This is a genomic window from Sphingomonas sp. ABOLH, assembly GCF_003951715.1.
Classification (GTDB): domain Bacteria; phylum Pseudomonadota; class Alphaproteobacteria; order Sphingomonadales; family Sphingomonadaceae; genus Sphingomonas; species Sphingomonas hankookensis_A.
In genome coordinates, this window is sequence record NZ_QQWV01000005.1 from 95,808 (window position 1) to 122,268 (window position 26,461).

The 26,461-nt window shown below is 67.2% G+C and carries 28 protein-coding genes; 17 read left to right on the forward strand and 11 right to left on the reverse strand.

What is annotated here, in order from left to right; translation table 11 throughout:
• Positions 1-36 precede the first annotated feature (36 nt).
• From CA237_RS04030 to CA237_RS04075, 10 genes are all read left to right on the forward strand, one after another.
• Complete coding sequence (locus tag CA237_RS04030) at positions 37-1,344, forward strand: flagellar hook protein FlgE (RefSeq protein ID WP_066688153.1); 1,308 nt, start codon at positions 37-39, stop codon at positions 1,342-1,344.
• Positions 1,345-1,557: 213 nt separating this feature from the next.
• Positions 1,558-2,310 carry a flagellar basal body rod protein FlgF gene (flgF, locus tag CA237_RS04035; RefSeq protein ID WP_066688154.1) on the forward strand — a complete coding sequence of 251 codons (753 nt, stop codon included), beginning with the start codon at positions 1,558-1,560 and terminating at the stop codon, positions 2,308-2,310.
• Positions 2,311-2,322: 12 nt separating this feature from the next.
• The gene (gene flgG / locus CA237_RS04040; protein ID WP_066688155.1) at positions 2,323-3,111 is read left to right on the forward strand and encodes a flagellar basal-body rod protein FlgG; all 789 of its coding nucleotides are present in this window, start codon (positions 2,323-2,325) and stop codon (positions 3,109-3,111) included.
• Between the two features lie 43 nt (positions 3,112-3,154).
• Positions 3,155-3,781, forward strand: coding sequence for a flagellar basal body L-ring protein FlgH (locus CA237_RS04045; RefSeq protein WP_066688318.1), 627 nt, complete (start codon positions 3,155-3,157; stop codon positions 3,779-3,781).
• 8 nt (positions 3,782-3,789) lie between these two features.
• Entirely contained in the window at positions 3,790-4,884 is a 1,095-nt protein-coding gene (locus tag CA237_RS04050) for a flagellar basal body P-ring protein FlgI (protein ID WP_066688156.1), read from the forward strand.
• Between the two features lie 2 nt (positions 4,885-4,886).
• Positions 4,887-5,240: a rod-binding protein gene (locus CA237_RS04055; protein WP_232307850.1), complete on the forward strand. Its 354-nt coding sequence runs from the start codon at positions 4,887-4,889 to the stop codon at positions 5,238-5,240.
• Positions 5,237-6,574 (forward strand): flagellar hook-associated protein FlgK, encoded by a 1,338-nt coding sequence (gene flgK, locus CA237_RS04060; RefSeq protein WP_066688163.1) that lies wholly within the window; start codon positions 5,237-5,239, stop codon positions 6,572-6,574. The genes CA237_RS04055 and flgK overlap by 4 nt, the downstream gene beginning before the upstream one ends.
• An 8-nt stretch (positions 6,575-6,582) precedes the next feature.
• The gene (locus tag CA237_RS04065) at positions 6,583-7,704 is read left to right on the forward strand and encodes a flagellin (RefSeq protein ID WP_066688165.1); all 1,122 of its coding nucleotides are present in this window, start codon (positions 6,583-6,585) and stop codon (positions 7,702-7,704) included.
• A 131-nt stretch (positions 7,705-7,835) separates the two neighbouring features.
• A complete protein-coding gene (motA, locus tag CA237_RS04070; protein WP_066688170.1) occupies positions 7,836-8,699 on the forward strand; it encodes a flagellar motor stator protein MotA in 864 nt (287 codons plus the stop codon).
• A 3-nt stretch (positions 8,700-8,702) separates the two neighbouring features.
• Positions 8,703-9,689, forward strand: coding sequence for a flagellar motor protein MotB (locus tag CA237_RS04075; RefSeq protein WP_066688172.1), 987 nt, complete (start codon positions 8,703-8,705; stop codon positions 9,687-9,689).
• A 153-nt stretch (positions 9,690-9,842) separates the two neighbouring features.
• On the opposite strand, the gene CA237_RS04080 is transcribed toward CA237_RS04075, so the two are convergent.
• The 3 genes from CA237_RS04080 to CA237_RS04090 all read right to left on the reverse strand — a co-directional run bounded on the left by CA237_RS04080 (position 9,843) and on the right by CA237_RS04090 (position 13,586).
• The gene (locus CA237_RS04080; RefSeq protein WP_126013020.1) at positions 9,843-12,668 is read right to left on the reverse strand and encodes a TonB-dependent receptor; all 2,826 of its coding nucleotides are present in this window, start codon (positions 12,666-12,668) and stop codon (positions 9,843-9,845) included.
• A gap of 100 nt (positions 12,669-12,768) precedes the next feature.
• Positions 12,769-13,146, reverse strand: coding sequence for a PaaI family thioesterase (locus CA237_RS04085; RefSeq protein WP_066688176.1), 378 nt, complete (start codon positions 13,144-13,146; stop codon positions 12,769-12,771).
• Positions 13,143-13,586: a PaaI family thioesterase gene (locus CA237_RS04090; protein ID WP_066688320.1), complete on the reverse strand. Its 444-nt coding sequence runs from the start codon at positions 13,584-13,586 to the stop codon at positions 13,143-13,145. The genes CA237_RS04085 and CA237_RS04090 overlap by 4 nt, the downstream gene beginning before the upstream one ends.
• Before the next feature lie 133 nt (positions 13,587-13,719).
• On the opposite strand from CA237_RS04090, the gene CA237_RS19570 reads away from it, so the two are divergent.
• Genes CA237_RS19570 through CA237_RS04110 form a run of 5 tightly spaced genes read left to right on the forward strand, consistent with a single transcriptional unit; the run spans position 13,720 to position 17,214 of the window.
• Entirely contained in the window at positions 13,720-13,875 is a 156-nt protein-coding gene (locus tag CA237_RS19570) for a hypothetical protein (protein ID WP_157092671.1), read from the forward strand.
• 1 nt (position 13,876) lies between these two features.
• Positions 13,877-14,821, forward strand: coding sequence for a hypothetical protein (locus tag CA237_RS04095; protein ID WP_066688178.1), 945 nt, complete (start codon positions 13,877-13,879; stop codon positions 14,819-14,821).
• Entirely contained in the window at positions 14,809-15,717 is a 909-nt protein-coding gene (locus CA237_RS04100; protein ID WP_126013023.1) for a transposase, read from the forward strand. The genes CA237_RS04095 and CA237_RS04100 overlap by 13 nt, the downstream gene beginning before the upstream one ends.
• 32 nt (positions 15,718-15,749) lie before the next feature.
• Complete coding sequence (locus CA237_RS04105) at positions 15,750-16,403, forward strand: response regulator transcription factor (protein ID WP_066688181.1); 654 nt, start codon at positions 15,750-15,752, stop codon at positions 16,401-16,403.
• Between the two features lie 37 nt (positions 16,404-16,440).
• On the forward strand, positions 16,441-17,214 hold the full coding sequence (locus CA237_RS04110; protein WP_066688182.1) for a crotonase/enoyl-CoA hydratase family protein: 774 nt from the start codon (positions 16,441-16,443) through the stop codon (positions 17,212-17,214).
• Between the two features lie 113 nt (positions 17,215-17,327).
• On the opposite strand, the gene aguB is transcribed toward CA237_RS04110, so the two are convergent.
• Genes aguB through CA237_RS04125 form a run of 3 tightly spaced genes read right to left on the reverse strand, consistent with a single transcriptional unit; the run spans position 17,328 to position 19,497 of the window.
• Positions 17,328-18,173 carry an N-carbamoylputrescine amidase gene (aguB, locus tag CA237_RS04115; RefSeq protein WP_066688183.1) on the reverse strand — a complete coding sequence of 282 codons (846 nt, stop codon included), beginning with the start codon at positions 18,171-18,173 and terminating at the stop codon, positions 17,328-17,330.
• Positions 18,174-18,181: 8 nt separating this feature from the next.
• Positions 18,182-18,532, reverse strand: coding sequence for a DUF3147 family protein (locus CA237_RS04120; protein WP_066688186.1), 351 nt, complete (start codon positions 18,530-18,532; stop codon positions 18,182-18,184).
• A complete protein-coding gene (locus tag CA237_RS04125) occupies positions 18,529-19,497 on the reverse strand; it encodes an agmatine deiminase family protein (RefSeq protein WP_066688191.1) in 969 nt (322 codons plus the stop codon). The genes CA237_RS04120 and CA237_RS04125 overlap by 4 nt, the downstream gene beginning before the upstream one ends.
• 198 nt (positions 19,498-19,695) lie before the next feature.
• On the opposite strand from CA237_RS04125, the gene fsa reads away from it, so the two are divergent.
• Positions 19,696-20,349, forward strand: coding sequence for a fructose-6-phosphate aldolase (fsa, locus tag CA237_RS04130; RefSeq protein ID WP_066688193.1), 654 nt, complete (start codon positions 19,696-19,698; stop codon positions 20,347-20,349).
• A gap of 43 nt (positions 20,350-20,392) precedes the next feature.
• A complete protein-coding gene (locus tag CA237_RS04135) occupies positions 20,393-21,274 on the forward strand; it encodes a tyrosine recombinase XerC (protein WP_066688195.1) in 882 nt (293 codons plus the stop codon).
• 223 nt (positions 21,275-21,497) lie between these two features.
• On the opposite strand, the gene CA237_RS04140 is transcribed toward CA237_RS04135, so the two are convergent.
• The 5 genes from CA237_RS04140 to atpA all read right to left on the reverse strand — a co-directional run bounded on the left by CA237_RS04140 (position 21,498) and on the right by atpA (position 26,459).
• A complete protein-coding gene (locus CA237_RS04140) occupies positions 21,498-21,749 on the reverse strand; it encodes an ATP synthase F1 subunit epsilon (RefSeq protein ID WP_066688197.1) in 252 nt (83 codons plus the stop codon).
• A gap of 123 nt (positions 21,750-21,872) precedes the next feature.
• The gene (gene atpD / locus CA237_RS04145) at positions 21,873-23,345 is read right to left on the reverse strand and encodes a F0F1 ATP synthase subunit beta (protein ID WP_066688199.1); all 1,473 of its coding nucleotides are present in this window, start codon (positions 23,343-23,345) and stop codon (positions 21,873-21,875) included.
• Positions 23,345-23,932 carry a hypothetical protein gene (locus tag CA237_RS04150; protein WP_066688201.1) on the reverse strand — a complete coding sequence of 196 codons (588 nt, stop codon included), beginning with the start codon at positions 23,930-23,932 and terminating at the stop codon, positions 23,345-23,347. The genes atpD and CA237_RS04150 overlap by 1 nt, the downstream gene beginning before the upstream one ends.
• Positions 23,929-24,807 carry a F0F1 ATP synthase subunit gamma gene (locus CA237_RS04155; RefSeq protein ID WP_066688203.1) on the reverse strand — a complete coding sequence of 293 codons (879 nt, stop codon included), beginning with the start codon at positions 24,805-24,807 and terminating at the stop codon, positions 23,929-23,931. The genes CA237_RS04150 and CA237_RS04155 overlap by 4 nt, the downstream gene beginning before the upstream one ends.
• Positions 24,808-24,929: 122 nt before the next feature.
• Positions 24,930-26,459 (reverse strand): F0F1 ATP synthase subunit alpha, encoded by a 1,530-nt coding sequence (gene atpA / locus CA237_RS04160; protein ID WP_066688204.1) that lies wholly within the window; start codon positions 26,457-26,459, stop codon positions 24,930-24,932.
• Positions 26,460-26,461 lie beyond the last annotated feature (2 nt).

Sequence of the window (26,461 nt, forward strand, 5' to 3'; positions counted from 1 at the left end):
AACCCTTTCATTTGAATTTTCGCAGGAGCAAATCCCATGTCCTTCTACACTTCGCTCTCCGGTCTGAAGGCTTCGCAGGTCGACATGGCGTCGATCTCGCACAACCTCGCCAACGTCGGCACCACCGGCTTCAAGAAGAGCCGCGCCGAATTCGCCGACGTGATCGCGTCCAACCTGTCGGTCGCGCCGACGCAGATGGTCGGGTCGGGTACCGTGGTGAAGGGCAATCGCCAGCAGTTCGGCGAAGGCAACCTCGTCCAGTCGTCCTCGTCGCTCGACATCGCGATCGCCGGCGACGGCTTCTTCGCGCTGAAGCCCGATCCCACGAAGGACGGCCTGACCTTCACCCGAAACGGCTCGCTGCGCGTCGATTCGAACCAGTTCGTCACCGATGCGCAGGGCGCGCGGCTGCAGGTCTATCCGGTCGACGGGTCGGGCAACGTCGTGTCGACCACCCGCGATTCGCTGGCCGACCTCGTGTTGTTCGAAACCTCGGGCAAGCCGACCGGCACCGAGGATGTGAAGCTCGGCCTCAACATGAACGCCCGCTCGGTCAAGCCGACGACGACCCCGTTCAACCGCTTCGATTCGACCAGCTACAACGAAGCGGTGACCACGACCGTCTATGACGGCGCCGGCAACCCGATGACCATGACCACCTATATGGTCCGCACCACCGCGCCGCAGGCGGACCCGACCGATCTGTCGAGCACCTGGGAAGCCTATAGCTTCGTCGGCGACAAGGCGATGGAAGTGGGCGGCACGCCTGCGACCGGCACGACCCCGGCGGTGCCGGGAACGCAGGCGGTGACGATCACCTTTGATGCCACCGGCAAGTTCACCACCCCGGTCGCGACGACCTTCGACTCGTTCATGCCGGCCAGCGGCGTGGCGCAGCAGCAGATCAAGCTGACCTTCCCGACCACCACCGTCGCGACGACCAAGCCGTTCAAGCTGGAAACGCAGCAGCAGGACGGCGTCGCCGTCGGCCGGTTGCAGGGCGTGACGATCAACGAAAAGGGTATCGTCACCGCCAGCTATTCGAACGGCGATACCAAGGCGCTGGGCCAGGTCGCGATCGTCAACTTCTCGAACTCGGCAGGCCTGCGCCAGATGGGCAACAGCAACTGGCAGGCGACCGGCCTGTCGGGCGACCCCAGCTTCGCCAGCTCGGGTGAGAACGGCGCCGGCTCGCTGATGTCGGGCATGATCGAAGGGTCGAACGTCGACATCACCGAGGAACTGGTCAGTCTGATCGCCGCACAGCGCAACTTCCAGGCGAACTCGAAGGCGCTCGACACCTCGAACCAGATCACGCGGTCGATCCTCGATCTGCGTGCGTAATAAGGCTGTTTGAAAACGCGCGAAAGAGCGCGTTTTGAGGCGGCACCAGCCCGCTCCCCCACCCGACCACCCATCGAGGATACCGTGTGGGTGGCCGGGTGGGGGAGCGGGCTGGTGCCGCAAAATGCGTCTCGACGCATTTTCGAACAGGCATAACCCATGAAACTGGCATGACCCTTGCTGTGTAGCGAGGGTCATACTTGGGAGGTTTCGATGGACCGGCTGGTCTATACCGCAATGTCGGGGTTGCGCGGCCACATGGCGTCGCAGGCGACGATCGCGAACAACATCGCGAACGCCTCGACCATCGGGTATCGCGCGGACAAGGTCGATTTCGAACAGTTGTTGCTGAAGGGCAAGAACGGCGAACTCGAATCCCGCTCGCCCTCGTCAGAGGAAGTGCGCGACATGGACCGGCGGGCCGGCGCGATCCTCGCGACCGGCCGCCCGCTCGACATCGCGATGGAAGGCGACAGCTGGATGGCGGTGCAGGCGCTGGACGGCACCGAAGCCTATACCCGCCGCGGCGACCTGCAGGTTTCTGCCGCCGGCACGCTGGAAACCGGCGATCGCTTGCCGGTCATGGGCGCGACCGGACCGATCACCGTGCCGCCCTACCAGGCGATTTCCGTCACCGCCGATGGCCGGGTGATGATCGTGCCGCAGGGCGCACCCGCCGGCACGCCGGACCAGGAAATCGGCCAGATCAAGCTGGCGAGCACGGCGGGCAGCCAGACGGTCAAGGGTATCGACAATCTGCTGCACGTCCGCGGCGGCGGCGTCCTGCCCGGCGACATGACCGCCAAGGTCCGTTCGGGTTCGCTCGAACAGTCGAACGTCAACATGACGCAGGCGCTGGTCGACATGATCGAGAACCAGCGGTCGTACGAAGTGCAGGCGGGCATGCTGAAGCAGGCGAAGGAGATGGATGAATCCTCCGCCAACCTGATGCGCGTCCAGAGTTAAGGAGAAGACACGATGGCCAATGCCGCACTCCATATCGCCCGCACCGGGCTGGACGCGCAGGACACGCGCATGCGTGTCATCTCGAACAACCTGGCGAACGTCAACACGACCGGGTTCAAGCGCGACCGCGCCTCGTTCGAGGCGCTGAGCTACCAGATCGTGACTGCACAGGGCGCCGCCTCGACCGCGGAATCGCGCTATGCCACCGGCCTGAACCTCGGCACCGGCGTCAAGATCCAGGGCACCGCCAGCATCCAGACGCAGGGATCGCTGTCGTCGACCGGCAACACGCTCGACATGGCACTCGAAGGCGACGGCTTCTTCCAGGTGCAGCTGCCCGGCGGCCAGCTCGGCTATACCCGCGCCGGCAATTTCAGCCGCTCGCCAGAGGGCATGCTGGTCACGACCGAGGGTTATCAGGTGATGCCCGGCATCACCCTGCCCGAGGGGGCGACCTCGATCACCATTGGCGGTGACGGCACGGTCAGCGCGACGATCCCGAACCAGACCGAAGCGACGCCGATCGGCCAGATCCAGGTGTCGACCTTCGCCAATCCGGCCGGTTTGCAGCCGATCGGCGACAATTTCCTGATCGAAACCGGTGCATCGGGTGCGGTGCAGACCGGCGTCGCCGGCCTCGATGGCCGGGCTCGCATCCGCCAGGGGATGCTGGAGGGTTCGAACGTCAACGTCGTCGAGGAACTCGTCGACATGATCGAGACGCAGCGCGCCTATGAGGTCAATTCGAAGATGATCTCGGCCACCGACGAGATGCTGAAATATGTCAACCAGAACATCTGAAGCCGTGCGCAGCCTCGCGCTCGCCGCGGTCGTGCTGGCGGCAATGCCGGCAACCGCCCGCCCCCTGTTCGGCAGGAAATTGCCGCCCGAGGATTATTCGGCATCGCGCCCCGCGCCGCCGGTGGCCACGGTCGTCGCGACCGGTGCGATCTTTCAGGCGGATCAGGGCTATGCCGCCCTGTACGAAGGCTGGCGCGCCAAGAAGGTCGGCGACCCGCTGACGATCGTGCTGGTCGAACGCACCAGCGCGTCCAAGTCGGCCGGTTCGAAGCTGGACAGCGGCGGCGGCTTCGGCATCACGCCGCCATCGGTCGGGCCGCTGTCGTTCGACCCGAACATCGCGTCGGCATCGGGCAAGCGCAACTTCAACGGCGGCGGATCGGCCGACCAGACGAACGCGCTGTCGGGCGAACTGTCGGTGACGATCGCCGAAGTCTATCCTAACGGCACGATGCTGGTGCAGGGCCGCAAGCAGGTGACGCTCAATCGCGGGGACGAATTCGTCGCGATCAGGGGCATCGTCCGCATGGCCGATGTCGATGCCAACAACCGCGTGCCGTCGACCCGCGTCGCCGATGCCCGCATTTCCTACACCGGCAAGGGCGATGTCGCCCGCGCCAGCCGGCAGGGGTGGCTCAGCCGCTTCTTCCAGGTCGTCAGCCCGTTCTAGGACAGCCCATGCGCCTCCTATTCGCCATCCTCGCCGCCGCCTTCCTGATGGTCCAGCCCGCTTCGGCGGAACGGGTCAAGGACCTCGGCCGCTTCCAGGGCATCCGGTCCAACCAGCTGACCGGCTATGGCATCGTCGTCGGGCTTCCCGGCACCGGTGACGACAATCTCGAATACACCGTACAGTCGGTGAAGGCGATCACGTCGCGCATGGGGCTGCAACTGCCGCAGGGGATCAACCCGGGGCTGAAGAATGCCGCGGTGGTGATGATCACCGCCGAACTGCCCGCCTTCGCCAAGCCCGGCCAGCGGATCGACGTCACCGTCGCCTCGATGGGCAAGGCCAAGTCGCTACGCGGCGGTGCGCTGGTGATGACCCCGCTGATGGGTGCCGACGGGCAGATTTATGCGATGGCGCAGGGCAATCTCGCGGTCGGCGGTCTGGGTGCCGAAGGCGCCGACGGGTCGAAGATCGTAGTCAACATCCCCTCGACCGGTCGCATCCCCGACGGGGCGACGGTCGAACGCACGGTCGACACTGGCTTCGCCACCGCGCCGACGCTGACCTTCAACCTGGCGCAGGCCGACTTCACGACGGCGCAGAATGTCGCGAGCGCGATCAACCGCCGCTTCGGCGCCGGCACCGCGACCGCGATCGACGCGGTATCGGTGGCGATGCGCGCGGCGCCGGGTGCCGATACCCGGTCGATGCTGATGAGCGAGGTCGAGAATCTTCCGGTCCAGCCGGCCGAAACGGCGGCACGCGTCATCGTCAACGCCCGTACCGGGACGATCGTCATCAGCTCTGCAGTCCGGCTGGCGCCATCCGCGGTCACGCATGGCAAGCTGACCGTGAAGATCGACGAGAACCAGCGCGTCAGCCAGCCCGCGCCGCTGAGCCAGGGTCAGACCGCGCTCGAACAGAAGAGCGGTGTGACCGTCGAGCAGGAAGTCAAGCCGATGTTCCTGCTGGCACCCGGACCGCAGCTCGCCGACGTCGTGAAGGCGATCAACGCGATCGGCGCGTCGCCGGCCGATCTGGTCGCGATCCTCGAGGCGCTCAAGGAGTCGGGTGCCCTGAAGGCCGAGCTGGTGGTCCTGTGAGCGTGATCGGCGCGACGACCGGCATCGGGGTCGACACCAGCCGCCTGGGCACCGACAGGAACCTGAAGGCCGCAGGCGAACGGTTCGAAGCGGTCTTCACCGGCATGATGCTGAAATCCATGCGGCAGGCGAAGCTCGCCGACGGCCTGTTCGAGAACAAGGCCGGTACCCAGTTCCGCGACATGTGGGACCAGAAGCTCGCCGAGAACATGGCGGTGACGACGCCGATGGGGATCGGGAAGGCGATGACCGAGTTTCTCGCGAAGGCAAACAAGGTTACCGAGGCGGATACCGTCAATTCGACGCAAGCCGCACCGCAATCTGCCGTTAACCCCTCTGAAGGGAAGAGCGGATGAGCGACCTGCTGTCGATCGGGGCGAGCGGCGTCAGGGCCTATCAGTCGGCGCTGACCACCACGTCGGATAACATCGCGAACGCCGGCACCCCCGGCTATGTGCGCCGCACGACCACGCTCGCCGAAATCGGCGTGGGGTCGTCGGTGCAGCTGACCGGCAGCGGCGTGACCGTTGCCGGCATCGCGCGTTCCGCCGATGCCTTCCGATCGGCGGATGTCCGCCAGACGACCTCCGACGTGTCGCGCAGCGATGGCGGCATCGTATGGATGGAACGGATCGAGGATGCGCTGGGCAGCCGCGCGCTGACCACGCGCATGACCTCGTTCTTCAACGCCGCGACGACCCTGTCGTCCGACCCCTCGGCCGATGCACCGCGCCAGGCGATGATGGAGGAGGCCGAAAGCGTCGCTCAGTCCTTTTCCGGCACGATCAAGGCGCTGGACGATGCGGCGACCAATCTCGACGCGATGGCCGGCAACGTCGCCGAAAAGCTTTCGAACAACGCCGCCGCCCTTGCCCGCATCAACGACGGGCTGGCACGCGTCGCGCGCGGATCGGTCGGCGAGGCGCAGCTGCTCGACCAGCGCGACCGGACGCTCGACGAAATGAGCGAGATGATCGACATCGACGTCCAGTTCGATCCGGTCGGCCGCGTCACCGTCCGCGCGGGGGCGGGGGATACCCCGCCACTGGTCCACGGCATCCAGGCATCGACCGTGCGGGTGTGGCGTGACGACGACAGCGGCGTGCCGGTCTTTGCCGCGATGCGCGACGGGAAGGAAACCGTGCTCAGCCCGCGCGGCGGAACGACGGCCGGCATGATCGACGGTGCGCAGCGTATCAAGGAAATGCGCGCCGACGTCCGCGACCTCGCGCAGAAGTTCGTCGATGGCGTGAACGGCGCGCTGACCCAGGGCGAGGACCTCAAGGGCAATACCGGCGACGCCAACAAGATGTTCGCCATCGACGCGGATGGCCGCGTCACTCTGGCGTTCGACGATGCGAGCAGGATCGCGGCGGCACGGGTCGGCAAGGGGCCGCGCGACAGCGGCAACCTGGGCATATTGGCCGAGGCACGGCGCGCGGGTGCCTGGGAAACGCAGCTGGTCGCGTTGCAGTCGAGCAACGGGTCGGCGCTGGCCGCGCGCAAGACCGTGGCGGAGGCGCAGGGGTCGATCCGCGATTCCGCGATCGATGCCCGCGACATGTCGGCGGGCGTCAATCTCGATCAGGAAGCGGTCAACCTGATGAAGTTCCAGCAGGCGTACCAGGCGTCCAGCCGCGTGATCCAGGTCGCGCGCGAGACGCTCGATGCGATTCTCGCGATCCGATAGGACGTAGCATGCAGATCTCCACCGCCAGCTTCTATAACCGCTCCGCCGCGCAGATGTCGCGGCTGAACGCCGATCTGAACCGCTATACGAGCGAACTGGCGACGAAGAAGCTGAACGTCGCGTCGCAGGATTCGACCGCGTGGATGATGCTGGGCGGCATCAAGAAGGACGAGGCGGACGCGACGGCCTTTCGCGCCAACATTACCCTGTCGCGCGGCTTGCTGGCACAGGCCGACACGGCGCTCGGCAATGTCGACGACCGGCTGGTCCGCGTCCGCGAACTGGCGACCCGGGCCGGCACCGAAACGCTGAACGATGCCGATCGTATGTCGATCGCGACCGAACTGGGCCAGCTGCGCGAAGGGCTGCTGGCGCTTTCCAACACGCGCGACGTGCGCGGCCATGCGATTTTCGGCGGCCTGGGCGACGTCGCCTTTGCCAAGGATGCCGACGGCGCGATCAAATATACCGGCATCGATGCGACCGGCGCGACGGTGGTCGATGTCGAATCGACGGCGCAGATCCGCATCGGCGACGCCAGCCAGATCCAGGTCGGCATCGATGGCAGCCGCGTCTTCGGCGGCGCGACCGGCGCGACCGACATCTTCAAGCTGATCGACGACCTGAAGGCGGCGATGGAAATGCCGCTGACCGCCGCCGCCGCCGAAGCCGCCGGATCGACCGGGACGGGTGGGGCCGGCGGCACGACCGGCGGGACGGGTGGCACGGCCGGAGGTACGGGCGGCACGGCCGGAGGTACGGGCGGCACCGGTGGTACGACCGGAGGTGCCGGTACGACCGACCCCGCTACCCCCGTACCGTTCGACGCGGAGGCCGCGCGCAGCAAATATGCGCTGGCGATCAGCTCGGCACTGAACAAGCTCGATTCGGCCGAGGCGCAGGTCACCGCCGCCCGCGCCGCCAACGGCGCCCGCGCGGCGCGGCTGGAGATCGAATCGACTCAGCTGGAAACGGTCGGCATCGACCGCGAAGAGGCGCGCAGCTCGCTGGAGGACGTCGATATCGCGACGATGACGGTGCAGTTCCAGAAGACGCTGACGATCCTCAACGCGACCCAGGCGACCATCTCGAAGCTCGCGAACCTGTCGCTCTTCAACTATCTGAAGTGACCGATTTGCGCCGTGCGACCCCTGAATTCGGGCACGGTAACGATTTCTCGACGTCTCTCGCGCAAAAGGGGTTTCGTATGACGCGCCGCGACCGGCGGGGCGCCATTTAGTAACCCAGGGGCAAGCGCCATATGTTTCCGGCCATCGGCTTCGTCGTCCTTATCGCCATGGTGTTCGGCGGGTTCGCCTTCACCGGCGGTTCGCTCGGTCCCGTGCTGCACGCCCTGCCGCACGAAATGCTCATCATCGGCGGTGCGGCGGTCGGCGCGCTCATCATCGGCAATTCGGGCCGTGAGCTGAAGGGCATGGGCAGCGGCTTCATGAAGGTGCTGAAGGGGCCCAAATACAAGAAGCAGGATTATCTCGACGCGATCTTCCTGGTGTCCAAGCTGATGAAGATGCTGCGCGCCGAAGGGCCGATCGCGCTGGAACCGCATGTCGAGGACCCGAAATCGTCGTCGGTGTTCAGCGAATATCCGCGGCTGATGAAGGACCATACGCTCATCAACCTGATCGCCGACACGCTGCGCCTGATCGTCGTATCGTCGGGCACGCTGGACGTGCACGCTGTCGAGGAGGTCATGGACAACGCCATCAAGACCCACCATCACGAGGAACAGGGCCCGCAGGCGACGCTGCAGGGGCTGGCCGACGCGCTGCCCGCACTCGGCATCGTCGCCGCCGTGCTGGGCGTGGTGAAGACGATGGGGTCGATCGACAAGCCGCCCTCGATCCTGGGCGGCATGATCGGGTCGGCGCTGGTCGGCACCTTCCTCGGGATTCTGCTCGCTTATGGTCTGGTCGGGCCGCTGGCCGGCCGGTTGCAGCAGGTGATCGATGCCGACGCCGCCATCTATCACACCGTCAAGCAGATCATCATCGCCTCGCTCCACGGCCATCCGCAGCCGCTGGTGATCGAAGCGGCGCGCTCGGGCATTCCGCACCACAACCAGCCGGGGTTCGCCGAAGTCTTTGACGGCCTGCGCGGGCGTTGATCCATGGCGAAGGCACCGCACGGCAATAACCAGCCGCCCCCCGTCATCATCGTCAAGAAGATCATCGCCGAGGGCCATGGCGGCCATCACGGCGGTGCATGGAAGGTCGCCTATGCCGACTTCGTGACGGCGATGATGGCGTTCTTTCTGCTGATGTGGCTGCTGGGCGCGACCACCGAGAAGCAGCGCAAGGGGCTGGCCGACTTCTTCGCACCGACCCTGGTCGAGGTGAAGGCGGGCGCCGCCGGATCGAACGGGCTGTTCGGCGGCGAATCGATCGTCGACCAGGACAGCTATCCCCATCGCGCCGCGCAGACCGGCACCCGGTCGCTGACCATTCCCGTCGACGCCAATGGCGGTGCGAAGGAAGGGGCGGGCGACAAGGGCCGGTTGAAGAACAAGTCCGAACTGACCCAGTCCGACAAGAAGGCGTTCGAGCGCGTGAAGCGCGAACTGGCGCGCAAGCTCGCCACCAACGGCGAGTTGCGCAAGCTGGCACGCAACGTCCGCTTCGTGCCGACGCGCGACGGGGTGCGGATCGACCTGGTCGACAATGCCGATTATTCGATGTTCGCGCTGGGCACCACGGCAATGGCGCCCGAAGCGGCCAAGCTGATGGCGTTGATCGCGCAGACGGTCCGCGACCTGCCCAACACGATCATGATCCGGGGGCATACCGATGCCGTCGCCTATGGCCGGCCGCAGGACATGAACAACTGGATGCTGTCGTCGGGCCGGGCGGAGGCGACGCGTCGCCGCCTAGCCATGGGAGGCGTCGGCGAACGCCGCTTCGAACGGATCGAGGGCGTGGCCGACCGCGAGCCGATGATCGCCAAGGACCCGTACGACCCGCGCAACCGCCGCGTGGCAATCACGCTCCTCTATCAGGCGACCGAAGGCTTTGGCGGCTCGCGCATGGCCAGCATCGACAGCGGCCCCGCCGACCGCGCCGACGTGCCGCGGCCGGGCCGGGAGACGCCGGCGCATTGAGGGGGGCGTGCCGGGACAGGAATTTCCTTTAGTAGAACCTGACCCCCGTACCCCGGCGCAGGCGGGGGTCCAGGAGCGTCATAAGCGACGTTTGTCGCGCTTGGCCCTGGCCCCCCGCCTGCGCGGGGGTACGGTCTGTATGTCGACCCGACTTTAGAAGAACAGCTTCCGGAACGTCAGCCGTATGACGCGACCATTGGGGTCGAGATAGCCCGGCTGGTAATTGATCGGCACCACGCCACTGGCATCGGTCACACGCTGCCGCGCATTGAACAGATTGTCGATGCCCAGGCTGATCCGCGACCCCCGCAGCCAGCGATTGTTGCGGACCAATGCGGGCTGCTGGCCCAGATCGGCGAACAGCCGCAGCCCGACCGTGGCGAGGCTGCCGAAGTTCAACCGCTGCGTCGCGCCGGCCGCACCGCCATCGACCTCGGTTCCCGACTGCCAGTTGACCACCAGCCGCGAACCGATGCCATCGCGGGTATAGCCGCTATTGAACTGCACCTGATGGCGCGGCTGGCCACCGGTGTCGCTGATCGCCGATCCGTTGAGCAGGTCCAGCTCGGGCAGGCCCGGCCGGATCAGGATCGTGTTGGTGAGGGCGACCGTATGGTACAGGCTGGCCCAGATCCGCCCGCCGCCACCACCGCCGCCGCGTCCGCCGAAGCCTCCGCCGCCGGGACCGCCAAAGCCGCGTCCGCCACCCGGACCGCGGCCTTCACCACCCGGACCGCGGCCTTCACCACCCGGACCGCGGCCTTCGCCACCGGGGCCGCGACCTTCACCCGGCGGCGGCGGTGGCGGTGCATCGCCCGGCGGCGGCGCGCCATTGGCTTCCGCTGCTTCGCGTGCCGCACGGCGCTGTTCCATCCGCTGCTGGCGCAGTGCCTCGAACTGGCGCGAGCGCGCGGTCGTCACCCGCTTCGAGAAATTGATGCCCCAGCGCAGCTGGCTGCTGTCGGCGCGGGCGAAGTTGATCGGACGCGTGTCTACGCTCAACAGCGTGCCACCGCGCACGAACCGGTCGGGAAACGCCGCCTGGATATCGGCGGTGATCGCCGGGAAGCTCTGGATCGGATTGTCGATCCGGCTGTCGGTATAGTCGAACTGGAGCGAGATATCGCGCTCGGTCCACGGCTTCACGTTCAACCCCAGCTTGATGACCCGGCTGTCGCTCGACACCAGGTCGGGATTGCCGCCGGTGATGGTGGTAACGTCGACCGTCGTGCCGCTGACATAGTCGAACGTCCGGACGAAAGGCGTGGTGATGAGCGGGTTGCCCAGCTGCTGCTGCGTCGGGGCGTTCTCTTCGTGGCTGACCGACGCCAGCAGGCGGATCGCGGTGATCGGCTGCCAGTTGATGCCATAGCCGAGCGTCGTCAGCGTGCCGAAGTCCGACAGCTGCTCGACCTCCGCATTGGCGTTGAGCGACAGCCGGCCGAGCGCCGACAGCACGTCGCGTGCGGCATTGGCGATCGGCAGGTCGATATTGGCGCGGATCGACGCGGTATCGCGGCCGAGGCTGGTCGAATTGGCGATGCCGGCACGCAGCGAATCGCTGGTGAAGTCGGTCGTCGTCGCCGCCACCCGGATGCTGCTATTGGCGTCGCCGGCGGGCAGCGAGAAGGGGGACCCAGCGATCAGCGCGTTCAGCCCGGCCGCGCTCGACACCGATTTCGCGCGGTCGGCGGTGCGGATCAGGTTGCCCAGATCGCCGAACGGGCTGAACGCGCCGGCGGTCACCGCGCTCTGGACGTCCGACACATCGACGCCGCGTTCGGTGCGGGTGCTGGTTTCGGTCCGGTCGTAATTGCCGTTCACCGTCCAGCGCCACCGGCCGATATCGCCGTTCAGCGCCAGCGCGGCATTGGCCGTCGTCGTCTCGGCATTGCGCATCAGCGGATCGGTATCGGCGAAGCGCCGGACGATCACGTCGCTGGCAAAGGGCGAGAAGGGCGTATTGCCCGGCAATGTCAGCGAGACGCCGGGCAGGCCCAGCAGCGATTCCGTGCGGGTATGTTCGACCCGCGTCGTGACGGTCGCGGCGACATTGCCGAAGATGCTGCGCGCATAGACGCCGTTCGCCGAAAGCCGGTCGGTTGCGCCGGTCAGGGTGCGGAACGGCGTGGTGTCGGTGATGTTCGGATTGTTCGCCCCGGCCGCAAAGCCTGCCAGCGTCGGCGTGCCCGTCGGTACTGCCGCGACGATGACCGGCGTGCCCGCCAGCGCGCTGAGTGTCGGATCGACCGGCGCGCCGCTGACCGTCGAGGTCACGTTGCCGCGCAGGTCGAAGGGTGTGCCGCTGGTGTTCGGGATGATCCCGCGTTCGCTTTCCAGCAGGTTGGACGTGGTTTCGGCCTGCAGGTTCAGGTTGAAGCGCTTGTCCTGGTCGATGCGGACCAGACCGCCCTCGACCTCGAAGTTGCTCGACCCGCCATCGGTCGGCGCGCCGCCCTGCAACTCGCCGGTATAGCTGCGGAAGCGCGGGCGCAGCACGAAGTTGATGACCTTCTGGTCCGAGCGATAGCCATATTTGAGCGCGACTTCCTCGGGCAGGATGTCGACGCGCAGGATCGCTTCGGTCGGCAGGTCGCGAATTTCCTGGAAACCGGCCGAGCGGCGGCCATTGACGAGGAACACCGGCTGGCCGCCGCGGACCGACTGCAATTGCGGAGCGAGTTCGGTGACCAGTTCGGCGACCGAGCTGACACCATAGGAGCGGATGTCGGCAGGGGAGAGCTGCAATTCGGGCTTGATGTCGCCCGGCACCGTTCCGGGCGGCAGGCGGCCGGTGACGACGATCTCTTCCGCGTCGCTTTCGGTGTCGGTGCCGCCGGCGCCCCCCGATCCGGGTTCGACCGGTTCGGGGGTCTGGCTCTGCGCGGTTGCGGGGGCGGGGGTGGTGGGCGCGGTCTGTGCCGCCCATGCGCCGGGCGCGGTGCCCAGCGCCAGTATCAGTAACGTCCACCGCGCCATGCGCATTCCTTCCACACCCTGCCCGCCATCTGCGGTAACAGGGCCACTACGGTCCAAATGTCGCACAACTATCGCGGCCGGCGAAAATATCCGGGTAGATTCAGCGCTTCAGCAGATAGTTCAGCCGCGCTCCGGCGATCGGGCGGTCGCGGTCGTCCTGCCATGCGATCGCCGTGACATTGGCGATGCGCCCACCCAGCCGCGTCACCTCGCCGGCGGCGAAGGTCGTCCGCTCGCGCCCGCCGCGCATATAGTCGATGGTGACGTTGATCGGCTTGATGACCGTTTGCTCTTCACCCAGCGCGGCGCGGAGCGTGGCCCATGCCGCCATTTCCAGCATCCCGCCGATCGCGCCGCCATGCAGGAAGCCGGGGCGGCCGAGCAGGTCGTGGGCGAACTCCATCGTCACCAGCGGATGGCCGCGATTATCGGTGCCGAAGGTCAGGCCGAGCAGTTCGGCATAGGGCGACACGGTCATGCGAACGAGTCCAGCAACATGAAGGTGCCCGCGACATGCGCCACCGGATCGTCCGGGTCGCCGTCATGGGCAATGCCGCGCACGAACGCGACCTGCCGCGCGACGCGGTAGCATTCGCCGCGCCCGACGACGGTCCGCTCTGGCGTGGCCGGGCGCAGATAATCGATCCGCAGGTCGAGCGTGGCATGGGGCAGGAACGCGCCACGCTTCAGCCACACCCCGACGCTGGTCGCCATGTCCATCAGCGTCAGGATCGGTCCCGATGCCAGCACGCCGCGCGCCGGATCGCCGATCAGGTTGGGGCGGAACGGCAGCAGCAATTCGCACCAATCGGCGCCATGCGCCTGATATCCGATGCCCAGCCGCGTGCCATGCCCGCCGATCCGTGCGGAAAAGAAGCGGGCCGGATCGAAGCCGGGCGAAGGGGCGGGGGCAGTCATGCTCCGGTCCATAGGGCGGAACGCGGCCGGAATGAAGCGGCCTACCATAACAGCCTTGTAACTATGGCTTGGGCCGGCACGGCCATAGGATCCCGCTCGCGGCGCACGACCGTCGCGTCACGGGGGGAAGAACATGCCGATCGTCACCATCCCACTTGCCGAGATCGTCGATCTGGGAACGCAGGTTGCGACGACCGGCGCGATCCGCGTGGCGGAGGCGTCGGGCGATCAGGTGTTCGAATATATCATCGCCGTCGCGATGCTGGTGTACGAGATGTATCCGAACTGAGATGCCGGCACCGATCGATGGACAGTTGCGCGATGCGATCGCGGCGGCGCGGGAGCGGTCGCTCGCGGTGGCGCGCGACTGGACCGACGATGCGGCGGTTCGGGCGGTAACGGCGCGCTTCGCCGATGTGACGACGCTGGCCGAGGGAGAGGCCGCTGCGTGCGCATTGGTGCAGGATGCCGGCTGGGTCGGTGCCCTGCTCGCCCCGTGGATCGCAAGGCTGCGGGACGATCCCCTGCTTGAACCGCCGTTCAAGAGCCAGCGCGACGCATTGCGCACCGGCATGGTGCTGGTCGAGACGGCGGCTGCCAGCGTGACGATGGCGGTGATCGACCACCTTGCCCCGGCGGCCCGCGTCATGCCCGATACCGTCGTCGTTGGCGGGCGGGTGTCGTGGACGCGCTACCTGCGCGGGGGCGAGGCCCGGCTGTGGCGATGGCGGGCCGACGCGATCGACGATGGCTGGCACGGTGCCATCGCCGCACCGGCGCGGCCATTGGCGGTGCAGCCCCTGGCCGATGGCGCAGTGGTGCGGCTGGACGGACGGACCGACGCGATGTTGCTGGTCGAACCGGTCGGCCCCATCGTGTCGGTGACGATCACGCTGCGCCACGGTGCCGCGCCGTTCATGCGCGAATATGACCGGGCGGGCGGTGGGCTGGTGCGCGTGGCGACGCTGGACGACGCGGCGGCGCGCAGCACGATGCTGCTGACGCTGTTGCGCGAACTGGGACAGGCGGACGAAGAGGTGTTCGACGCGCTGTCGCGCGACCCCGCCTTCTTCGTGCGCTGGGACGCGATGCGCGAATGGCTGGCCTGCGATGCGCGTGCCGCCTTGCCCCGGCTGCGCGCGATGACCGACGATCCGCACCCCGACGTCCGATCAGCGGCCCAGGCGATGCTGCCGGTGGTGGAAGCGCGCATGGGGGCGGCATGGCACGGGTGATCGACCCGGGCAGTGGCGATGCGATCGGGCTGGACGATCTGGTCGACCTGCTCGCCACCGAACCGGTCGATGTGCGCGACGAGGAGGCGTTCGCGTCGCTTGGCCCGGCACTCGCCCGGCTCGGGCGCAACCGGACCTTCCTTGGCGAACTCGCGCTGGCCGAACTCAAACAGCGGTGCCGCGGGCAGGTCGACGGCAATGCCTATGGTGCACAGGTGTTGCTGCTGCGCCCGCCTGATGGCCGCTTCGTTCTGCGTGCGAATTTCTGGCCGGCGGCGCAGGATCGCGCGCTCCGGGCCGGCGGGCGGGGCGCCTATTTCTACGACCTGCCGCACGACCATAATTTCCCGTTCCTGACGGTCGGCTATCATGGGCCGGGCTATTGGAGCGACGATTACCGCTACGACGTCACCGCCATCGACGGCAGCATCGGCGAACCGGCGGGTCTGCGCCATGTCGGGCGCTCGCGGCTCGATCCGGGCAAGGTGCTGCTCTACCGGATGCGCGACGACGTGCATGTCCAGCTGCCGCCCGATGCCTTTTCGGTATCGCTCAACATCCTGGGCTATGACGCGGCTCAGCCCTGGCTCGACCAATATCGCTTCGACATTCGCAGCAACAGCATCGCGCAGGTGCTGACCTCGACGCCGGCGGAGGCGCTGGTGACGCTGGCCGTCGGGGCTGACCTGCCCGACGCGCTCGACCTCGCCGAGAGTTTTGCCACGCGCCACCCGTGCGACCGGATGCGGATCACCGTGCTCGACGCGCTGGTCCGGTCCGGACCCGATCCGCTGGCCGCGCTGGAGCGCGCGGCGGACGACCCGTCGCGGCGGATCGCCGGCCATGCCCGACAGCTGCTGGCACAGATCGATCCGGATCGGACGCGGTTGTCCTAAGCGGCTGGCGATGGGCGGGTAGGGTGTCGTCGATGCATGTCGTCGTCGCCCTTGATCCGGTTCCCGCGCTGGTCGTTCCGGCGCGTCGGCGGGGCATCGTGCTGCGCTCGCTGCCCGAGGCGCCCCATGCCCCGGTCCGGTTGGCGCGCTGGCACCGGGGGGAGGGGTGCGCGCCGGGGCGGCTGCGGACGGTACGTGGCGGCGAACGGTCGGTGCGCGCGATGCTGCTGGTCGAGGATGCCGATGCGCTGGCCGCCGGGCTGGATGCGGGCGCCGACGATGCGGTGCTGGAACGCGCGCACCCGGTCGAGATCGTCGCACGGATGCTGGCGCTGCTGCGCGACAGCCGCCGCGACGGGCTGCTGACCATCGGCGACCTGACTATCGACCGCGCCGCGCACCGGGTGTGGCGCGGAGGCACTAGACTGCATCTGTTGCCGCGCGAATATGCGGTGTTGCTGCATCTGGCCGAACATGCTGGCCGCGCGGTGTCGCGTACGGCGCTGTTGCGTGCGCTATGGGACCGGGATTTCGATCCCGGCACCAATGTCGTGCAGGTGCAGATGTCGCGGCTGCGCGCGAAGCTCGATGCGGCCGGTCCGCCGATGCTGCACACTGATCGCGGCCGGGGCTACCGGCTGGGGGACGTGTCGTGGCAACTATCGCCGGCCGGCGACGATCGATAGCATAGGTCCCGAAACAAAACGGGATGAGGGGTGCCGCATGACGCGGGTGACGATTTCGACGGTCGACGGCATTGCCGATGTGCGGCTGACGCGCGGCGACAGGATGAATGCGATCGATCTGGAAATGTTCGATGCGCTGATCGACGCAATCGATACGCTGCGCGATTCATCGATGCGCTGTGTGGTGTTGTCGGGGGAGGGGCGGGCATTTTGCGCCGGGCTGGACATGGCGAGCATGGCGGCCGGCGCGGCGGGCATCGACCTTGCGACGCGCAGCCATGGCATCGCCAATCGCGTGCAGCAGGTGGCCTGGGGCTGGCGGACGCTGCCCATGCCGGTGATCGCTGCGGTGCATGGCCTCGCCTTCGGCGGCGGGATGCAGATCATGGCCGGCGCCGATATACAGATCGCCGCACCCGACACCCGCTTCTCGATCCTCGAAGCCAAATGGGGCCTGGTCGCCGACATGGCCGGCTTTGCGCTGTGGCGTGACGTGCGGAGCGATCTGCTCAGGGAACTGGCCTTTTCCGCGCGCGAGTTCACGGCGGAAGAGGCGGTGCGTGCCGGCTTCGTCACGCGACTGGCCGACGACCCGCACGGGGCGGCTATAGTCCTCGCCCGCGCGATCGCCGCACGCAGCCCGGATGCGGCACGTGCGGCCAAGCGGATGGCGAACCTGGCCGACGAAGCGGATGCCGCGACGATCCTCGCTGCGGAGAGCGCCGAGCAACAGGCGCTGCTCGGCAAGCCCAATCAGGTGGAGGCGGTGCGCGCCGGCATGGAACGGCGCGCGCCATCGTTCCAGGATTGATCCGACCAAATTCGTCGCCCCAGCGAAGGCTGGGGCCTGGCGCGGCTCTTGTCCCGCCCATTCCCGAGAGATTCTAGCCTTCGCCGGGATGACGTCCAGTCAGACCGGACGGTTCAGATGTCCTGCACCAGCCGCCCGTACAGCTCCGGCCGGCGGTCGCGGAAGAATCCGAACGCCGCACGGTGGCGCTTTACCCGGTCGAGGTCGAAGGTCGCGGTGATGACGCCCTCCTCCTCGCGGTCGAGTTCGGCAACGATGTCGCCGCGCTCATCGGTGATGAACGACGTCCCGTAGAAGGTCTGGCCATGTTCGGTGCCGACCCGGTTGGCGGCGACGACCGGCACGACGTTCGACACGGCGTGGCCGACCATCGCCCGGCGCCACAGCCGCGCGGTGTCGAGGCTGGTGTCGTGCGGTTCGCTGCCGATCGCGGTCGGGAAGAACAGGACCTGCGCCCCCATCAGCATCAGCGCGCGCGCGGTTTCCGGGTACCATTGGTCCCAGCAGATGCCGACGCCCAGCTTCGCCGGGCCGTCCCACACCTTGAACCCGGTATTGCCGGGGCGGAAATAGAATTTTTCCTCGTACCCCGGCCCGTCGGGGATGTGGCTCTTGCGATACACGCCCTGGATGCGGCCATCGGGGTCGATCATCGCCAGGCTGTTGTAATGATGATGGCCGTCCAGTTCGAAGAAGCTGGTCGGGATCGCGATCTTCAGTTCGCCGGCGAGTTCCTGCATCGCGCGCACCGCCTTGTGCTCGGCCACCGGCTTGGCGTTGGCGAACAGCCCTTCGTCTTCGATGCGGCAGAAATATTCGCCTTCGAACAGTTCGGGCGGCAGCACGACCTGCGCGCCCCTGGCCGCGGCTTCGCGGACGAGCGCCGAGACATTGGCGATGTTGCGGTCGATATCGGCGGTGAAGCCGAGCTGGAGCGCGGCAACGGTGATGTCGGTCATGGACGGTCCTAAAGCGTGACGCCGAAACGGGCGGCAACGGGGATAATGGCCAGATACAGCAGGATCGTGACACCGCAACCGGCGACGAGCGCCCACCAGAAGCCGATGCCGTGCCGCAGCAGCGCGGGCACGATCAGGAACATGGGAAGCGAGGGCAGCACATACCAGAAGGTCGCCTCCGCATGGGTCGCCAGCCGCACCGCATCGCCCGTATCGCGCCACAGCCAGATCATGCCGAGCAGCGAGACCAGCGGCAGCGACGCGACCAGCGCCCCCGCCGCCGGACTGCGCCGGGCGATCAGCGCCACGGCGGCGACGATCAGCCCGGACAGCGCGGTGCGGAGCGCAAACGCGATCAAGCCGCCGGAATCTGCTGGCTGATGCAGTGGAAGCTGCCGCCGCCGGTCAGGATATGATCGGCGCGCAGGCCCACGACTTCGTGGTTCGGGAAGAGCTCGGCAAAGGCCGCGACGGCCGCATCGTCGGTCCCGGTGCCGTAGAGCGGTACGACCACCGCGGCATTGCCGATGTAGAAATTCATGTGGCTGCCCGGAATGATCTCCTCATCCGGCGACAGCACGCGGCCGGGCGAGGGAACCAGCACCACCTCCACGCCGAACGCCTTCGCGCGGGCGGCAGCGTCCTGATAGATGCGCCAGTTCGGGTCGTTCTCCGCCGCTTCCGGGATCGCCAGCCGGTTCGGCCCGACGAAGCGGGCGAGATTGTCGACATGGCCATCGGTATGGTCGTTGAGCAACCCGTCGCCCAGCCACAGCACCCGGTCATAGCCCAGATCCTCGCGCAGCCGCGTCTCGGCATCCGTGCGGTGGAAATCGACATTGCGGTTGCGGTTGAGCAGGCATTGTTCGGTCGTCACGACCAGCCCGGTGCCGTCACCGTCCAGCGCGCCGCCTTCGACGATCCAGTCATGCTCGGCGACCGGCAGGCCGCGCTCGCGCGCCAGCCGCAGGCCGATATCATCGTCGCCGGGCAGGTCGTATTTGCCGCCCCAGCCATTGAAGCCGAAGCAGCGCGCGGTGCCCTCGCCATCGATGATCGGGCCGGTATCGCGCAGCCAGATATCGCCGAACGGTTCGATGATGACCTCGGCGAACGGCGCGCGCTGCCGCGCATCGTCGGCGGCTTCGATATCGGCGGCGACCAGCAGCACCTTTTCACCCCGGCCGTCGGCATGGACGGCGCGGGCAAAGGCGACGACTTCGTCGCGGGCGGGGTCGAGGTCCTCCAGCCAGAGTTCGGCATGGCTGGGATAGCCGATCCATACGGCGGCGTGGGGGGCCCATTCGGGTTTCGGCGCGGTCATGCGCGCGCAAATACTGAATCGCGAGCGCTAGGAAAAGGGGCGGGCTCGTGCTGAGATGACACCAGTCGTTTTCGTTACCCCGGATCAAGTCCCGGGTGACGTAGCGTGTCTCCTTGTCATCCCCGGCAAACCTTGCCCCGGCGGCGGCGATGCGCGATGGGGCGCGCATCGCCTCCATCCGCCAGGAACCCGAGTCCCATGAAATTCTTCGTCGACACCGCCGATACCAACGACGTCCGCGAACTGGCCGATACCGGCCTGCTCGACGGCGTCACCACCAACCCGTCGCTGATCCACAAGTCGGGGCGCGACTTCCTCGAAGTGGTCGCCGAAATCTGCTCGATCACCCCCGGGCCGGTATCGGCCGAAGTGGTCGCGCTCGACCATGAAGGCATGATGCGCGAGGCCGAAATCCTGCGCAAGATCGCCGACAATGTCGCGGTGAAGGTGCCGCTGACCATCGATGGCCTGAAGACCTGCAAGGCACTGACCGACGACGGCACGATGGTCAATGTCACCCTGTGCTTCTCGGCCAACCAGGCGTTGCTGGCCGCCAAGGCCGGCGCGACCTTCGTCTCGCCCTTCGTCGGCCGTCACGACGATATCGGCTTCGACGGCATGGGGCTGATCAGCGACATCCGTCTGATCTATGACAATTACGACTTCGGCACCGAAATCCTCGTCGCCAGCGTCCGGCATCCGATCCACGTCCTCGAATCGGCCAAGCTCGGCGCCGATGTGATGACCGCCCCGCCGTCGGTCATCCGCGCGCTGGTCAAGCATCCGCTGACCGACAAGGGCATCGAAGGCTTCATGGCCGATTGGGCCAAGTCGGGCCAGAAGATCGGCTGATCCGGGTTCGACAGCGGCTGCGGCATGGCGCTATCATTCGGCCATGACGCAGCCGCTGCCGCTGGCTTTCGCCACCCATCTCGCCCGCGACCGTCGCCGATCGACGCATACCGTCCGGGCCTATGCCGCGACCGCCGAACGGCTGATCGCCTTCCTGCAGGGGCATTGGGGCGGGGCGGTTGATGCCGCCGCGCTGCATCACCTCACCGCCGCCGACCTGCGCGCCTTCCTCGCCCATCGCCGCGAGCAGGGCTTGGGTAATGCCGCCGCTGCGCGCGAATTGTCGGCGGTGCGGGCCTTCATCGCTTTTACCGGGGGCGAAGCACCGCCGCTGCGTGGTCCCCGCGTCGCGAAGAACGTTCCCCGCCCGATTTCGCCCGACGACGCCGTCGCGCTGGCTGAAGAAGTAGCCGATGCTGCCGCCGAGCCATGGATCGGCGCGCGCGATTGGGCGATCCTGCTGCTGCTCTACGGTGCCGGCCTGCGCATCGGCGAGGCGCTGTCGCTGACCGGTTGCGTGCTGCCGCTCGGCGAGACGCTGGTCGTGACCGGCAAGCGCGACAAGACGCGCATGGTGCCGCTGCTGCCGCCGGTCCGTGCGGCGGTAGAGGCTTATGTCGCGCAGCAACCATGGGGCACCGCGCGCGATGCGCCGCTGTTCCGGGGGGCGAAGGGCGGCCCGCTTGACGCAGGCGTGGTGCGCAAGGCGGTGCGCACCGCGCGCGTCGCGCTGGGGTTGGGCGACCGCACCAGTCCCCACGCGCTGCGCCACAGCTTCGCGACGCATCTGCTAGGGCGCGGCGCGGACCTGCGCTCGCTGCAGGCGTTGCTGGGCCATGCCAGCCTGTCGTCGACGCAGATTTATACGGCGGTCGATGCCGCGCATTTGCTGGACGTGTACCGGAATGCGCATCCGCGTGGGTAGGGCGGTGCGGGAAACCTGACGTCTGACCCATTCTCAACGTCACCCCGGACTTGATCCGGGGTCCCGCTTCTTCTTCGAGCCGCCGCAACAAAGCGGGAGCCCGGGTCAAGCCCGGGGTGACGAAGGGGGGCAATGTGTCCCTCGACCGCTAGCCCAAAACACGAACGCCGCGCCGAACCTCGGTCCGACGCGGCGTCCGCCTTAACCCGATACCGGAAAGCCGTTACCCGGCCTGTTCGGCGAGGATCGTCAGCCCCTTGGCGGTCACCTCCGCAAAGCCGCCACGGATCGCGATGCGTTCCGCCTCGCCCTTTTCGGAGCGCTGGATCAGGACGTCGCCGTCACGGATCGTCGACATGAACGGGGCATGGCCCTCCAGCACGCCGAAGTCGCCTTCGGTGCCCGGTACGGTGACCATATAGACCGATTCCGACCGCACCAGCTTTTCGGGGGTCACGAGTTCGAAGTGCAGCATAGTTAGAACCTCACTCCCTCTCCCCTTCAGGGGAGAGGGCAGGGGAGAGGGGGTTTCGGCCGAGAGGTTCCGACTGCCCCTCTCCCCGACCCTCTCCCCGCAAGCGGGGAGAGGGAGATCGAATTACGCGTCCTGCGCCATCTTCTGCGCCTTGGCGACGACCTCGTCGATGCCGCCGACCATGTAGAAGGCCGATTCCGGCAGATGGTCATATTCACCTTCGACGACCGCCTTGAACGACTTCACCGTGTCTTCCAGCGCGACGAACTTGCCGCTGATGCCGGTGAAGACTTCGGCGACGTGGAACGGCTGGCTGAGGAACTTCTGGATCTTGCGGGCGCGGGCGACCGTGACCTTATCCTCTTCGCTCAGCTCGTCCATGCCGAGGATGGCGATGATGTCCTGCAGCGACTTGTAGCGCTGGAGCAGCGACTGCACGGCGCGCGCCGTGTCGTAATGCTCCTGCCCGACCGTGCGCGGTTCGAGAACGCGGCTGGTCGAATCGAGCGGATCGACCGCCGGATAGATGCCGAGTTCCGAGATCGCGCGGTTGAGCACGGTCGTCGCGTCGAGGTGGGCGAACGAGGTCGCCGGCGCCGGATCGGTCAAATCGTCCGCGGGGACGTAGATCGCCTGCACCGAGGTGATCGAGCCCTTGTTGGTCGAAGTGATGCGTTCCTGCAGCGCGCCCATGTCGGTCGACAGCGTCGGCTGATAGCCCACCGCCGAGGGAATGCGGCCGAGCAGCGCCGACACTTCCGAGCCCGCCTGGGTGAAGCGGAAGATGTTGTCGACGAAGAACAGCACGTCCTGCCCTTCGACGTCGCGGAAATATTCGGCGATCGTCAGGCCCGACAGCGCGACGCGCGCGCGGGCGCCCGGCGGCTCGTTCATCTGGCCGTATACCAGCGCGACCTTCGACCCCTCGCTCGTCGGATTGCCCTCGGCATCCTTGGCGATGACGCCCGCGTCGAGGAATTCATGGTACAGGTCGTTGCCCTCGCGGGTACGCTCACCGACGCCCGCGAATACCGACGTGCCGCCATGGCCCTTGGCGATGTTGTTGATGAGTTCCTGAATGAGAACCGTCTTGCCGACGCCCGCGCCGCCGAACAGGCCGATCTTGCCGCCCTTCGCGTAGGGGGCGAGCAGGTCGATGACCTTGATGCCGGTGACGAGGATCGCGCTCTCGGTCGACTGGTCGACGAATTCCGGCGCCTTGGCATGGATCGGGGCGGTGGTTTCCGCGCCGACGGGCCCGCGCTCGTCGATCGGCTCGCCGACGACGTTCAGGATGCGGCCGAGCGTCTTCGGGCCGACCGGAACGCGGATCTGCGAACCGGTGTCCTTGACCGACTGACCGCGCGTCAGGCCTTCGGTCGCGTCCATCGCGATCGTGCGGACGGTGTTCTCGCCCAGATGCTGCGCGACTTCGAGGACCAGCCGGTTGCCGTTATTGTCGGTTTCGAGCGCCGACAGGATGGCGGGCAGTTCGCCGTCGAACGTCACGTCGACGACCGCGCCGATCACCTGGCTGATGCGGCCGGTATTGTTGGTGCTGCCCTGCGGGGCGTAGGTGTCTGCGGCGGTTGCCATTACGGGTTCCTCGGGTGGCTGTCCCCGGCTTGGCGGCCGGGACGGGTAAAGGTCACGATCAGGCGACGTCCGCCGTCGATCGGTTCACGGGTAACTGTATAGTCCGCGCCGGGCAGGTTGCCCGAGGCGGGGCTTTCGGTACGGATCGCCTTTTCGACGACATCCTGCCCCGGCAGCGCCATCGATGCCAGCGGCCGGTTCACCCAGCGGATGAACTGGTCCTTCGCGAACGGGCTGGAATCGAGGTTCACGATGTCGAGCGTGAAGCGCAATTCGCCGATCCGCTGGGCATCGCCGGTCACGCTCAGGTTGGCGGTATTGACCGGCTTGATCGACGGGTCGGCCATCGGCGTCGGCTGCGCCGTGGCGACGAAGGCGCCGCCCTCCGGCGCATAGGCCGACAGGCGGAAACCCATGCCGTTCAGCAGCTCGATCGTGCGCGGCGCGTCGCCGAGCACCGTCGCCCAGCCGCCGGTGACGAACGGCGTCGGCGTCGCGCGCGGCTTCTCCGCCGCCTTGTCGGCAGCAGGCTGACCGCAGCCGGCCAGCATGGCGACGAGCGCCAGCAGGACGGCACGGCGGATCACAGCGCTTCGGCGCCCGAGATGATCTCGACCAGTTCGGTCGTGATCGCGGCCTGGCGGGTGCGGTTATATTCGATGGTCAGGCGGTTGATGAGGTCGCCCGCATTGCGCGTGGCATTGTCCATGGCCGTCATCTTCGACCCCTGCTCCGACGCCGCATTCTCGCGGATCGCGCGATAGATCTGCACCGCGATGTTGGTCGGCAGCAGGCTGTCGAGAATTGCTTCCTCGCTCGGCTCATATTCGACCACCGCGTCGGCGGCCGGCGCCTTGGTCGCGTCGGGAATCTTGACCGGGATCAGCTGCTGCTCGGTCGGCTCCTGCGTCAGTACCGTCTTGAACGTGGCGTAGAACAGGTGCGCGACGTCGAACTCGCCCGCTTCGTAGCGGCGGATCAGGTCGTCGGCATAGCCCTTCGCATCGGCGAAGGTCAGCTTGCCCAGATCGCCCGGCTCGACCGCATGGACGAACCCGTCGCGGAACTGGCGGGCCAGCACCGCGCGACCCTTGCGACCGATGGTCAGGAACTTGACGGTCTTGCCCTCGGCCTGCAGCTCGAGCGCACGACGACGGGCGAGACGGGCGATGTTCGAATTGAACGCGCCGGCCAGCCCCTTGTCCGACGTCGCGACGACGAACAGGTGAACCTGATCGCGGCCGGTGCCGGCGAGCAGCGGCGAGCTGCCCTCGGTGATCTGCGCGGTGCTCGCCAGGCTGGCGACGACCTGTTCGACCCGCTGGGCATAGGGGCGACCGGCCTCGGCCGCCTCCTGCGCACGGCGCAGCTTGGCGGCGGCGACCATCTTCATCGCCTTGGTGATCTTCTGCGTCGACTTCACCGAGCCGATGCGCAGTTTCAGGGCCTTGAGACTAGCCATTTGTCTTCCCTACTCCCTCTCCCCGCCTGCGGGGAGAGGGTCGGGGAGAGGGGGCTGTCGCAACGACGGTCCCGCTCGCCCCTCTCCCAACCCTCTCCCCTGGAGGGGAGAGGGCCTGATGGTTACGCGAAGGTCTTCGCGAACTGGTCGAGCGCGGCCTTCAGCCCCGACTTCGCCTCGTCGCCCAGATCCTTGGTGTCGCGGATCTTGGCCAGCACCTGCGGGTGGTTCGCCTTCAGATCCGACAGCATCGCCTGTTCGTAGCGGACGACGTCGTTCACCGGAACGGTGTCGAGATAGCCCTGCGTGCCGGCGAAGATCGACGCGACCTGCTCCTCGAACGGCATCGGTGAGAACTGCGCCTGCTTGAGCAGCTCGGTCAGACGCGCACCGCGGTTCAGCAGCTTTTGCGTCGACGCGTCGAGGTCCGAGCCGAACTGCGCGAAGGCGGCCATTTCGCGATACTGGGCCAGCTCCAGCTTGATGCTGCCCGCGACCTTCTTCATCGCCTTGGTCTGCGCGGCCGAACCCACGCGGCTGACCGAGAGGCCGACGTTGATCGCGGGGCGGATGCCGGCGAAGAACAGGTCGGTTTCGAGGAAGATCTGGCCGTCGGTGATCGAGATCACGTTGGTCGGGATATAGGCCGACACGTCGCCCGCCTGGGTTTCGATGATCGGCAGCGCGGTCAGCGAGCCGCCGCCATTGGCGTCCGACATCTTGGCGGCGCGCTCCAGCAGGCGGCTGTGCAGGTAGAACACGTCACCCGGATAGGCTTCGCGACCCGGCGGACGGCGCAGCAACAGCGACATCTGGCGATAGGCGACCGCCTGCTTCGACAGATCGTCGAACACGATCAGGCCGTGCATCCCGTTGTCGCGGAAATATTCGCCCATCGCGGTGCCGGTGTAGGGCGCAAGGTACTGCAGCGGAGCCGGGTCCGACGCGGTTGCGGCGACGACGATCGAATATTCCATCGCGCCGTTTTCTTCGAGCGTGCGCACCAGCTGGGCGACGGTCGAGCGCTTCTGGCCGACCGCGACATAGACGCAGTACAGCTTCTTGGATTCATCCGAGCCGGCATTCGCCGTCTTCTGGTTGATGAAGGTGTCGATCGCGACCGCCGACTTGCCGGTCTGACGATCGCCGATGATGAGTTCGCGCTGGCCACGGCCGACCGGCACGAGGGCGTCGATCGCCTTCAGGCCCGACTGCATCGGTTCGCTGACCGACTGGCGCGGGATGATGCCCGGCGCCTTCACGTCGACGCGGGCGCGCTGTTCCGAAACGATCGGCCCCTTGCCGTCGATCGGGTTACCCAGACCATCGACCACGCGACCCAGCAGGCCCTTGCCGACCGGAACGTCGACGATGGTGCCGGTGCGCTTGACGGTGTCGCCTTCCTTGATCGACGAGTCCGATCCGAAGATCACGACGCCGACGTTATCGGCTTCGAGGTTCAGCGCCATGCCCTGGATGCCGCCGCCGAACTCGACCATTTCGCCCGCCTGGACGTTGTCGAGCCCGTGGATGCGGGCGATGCCGTCACCGACCGACAGCACCTGGCCGACTTCCGAAACCTGCGCTTCGGTGCCGAAATTGGCGATCTGGTCGCGGATGACCTTCGAGATTTCTGCGGCGCGGATATCCATGT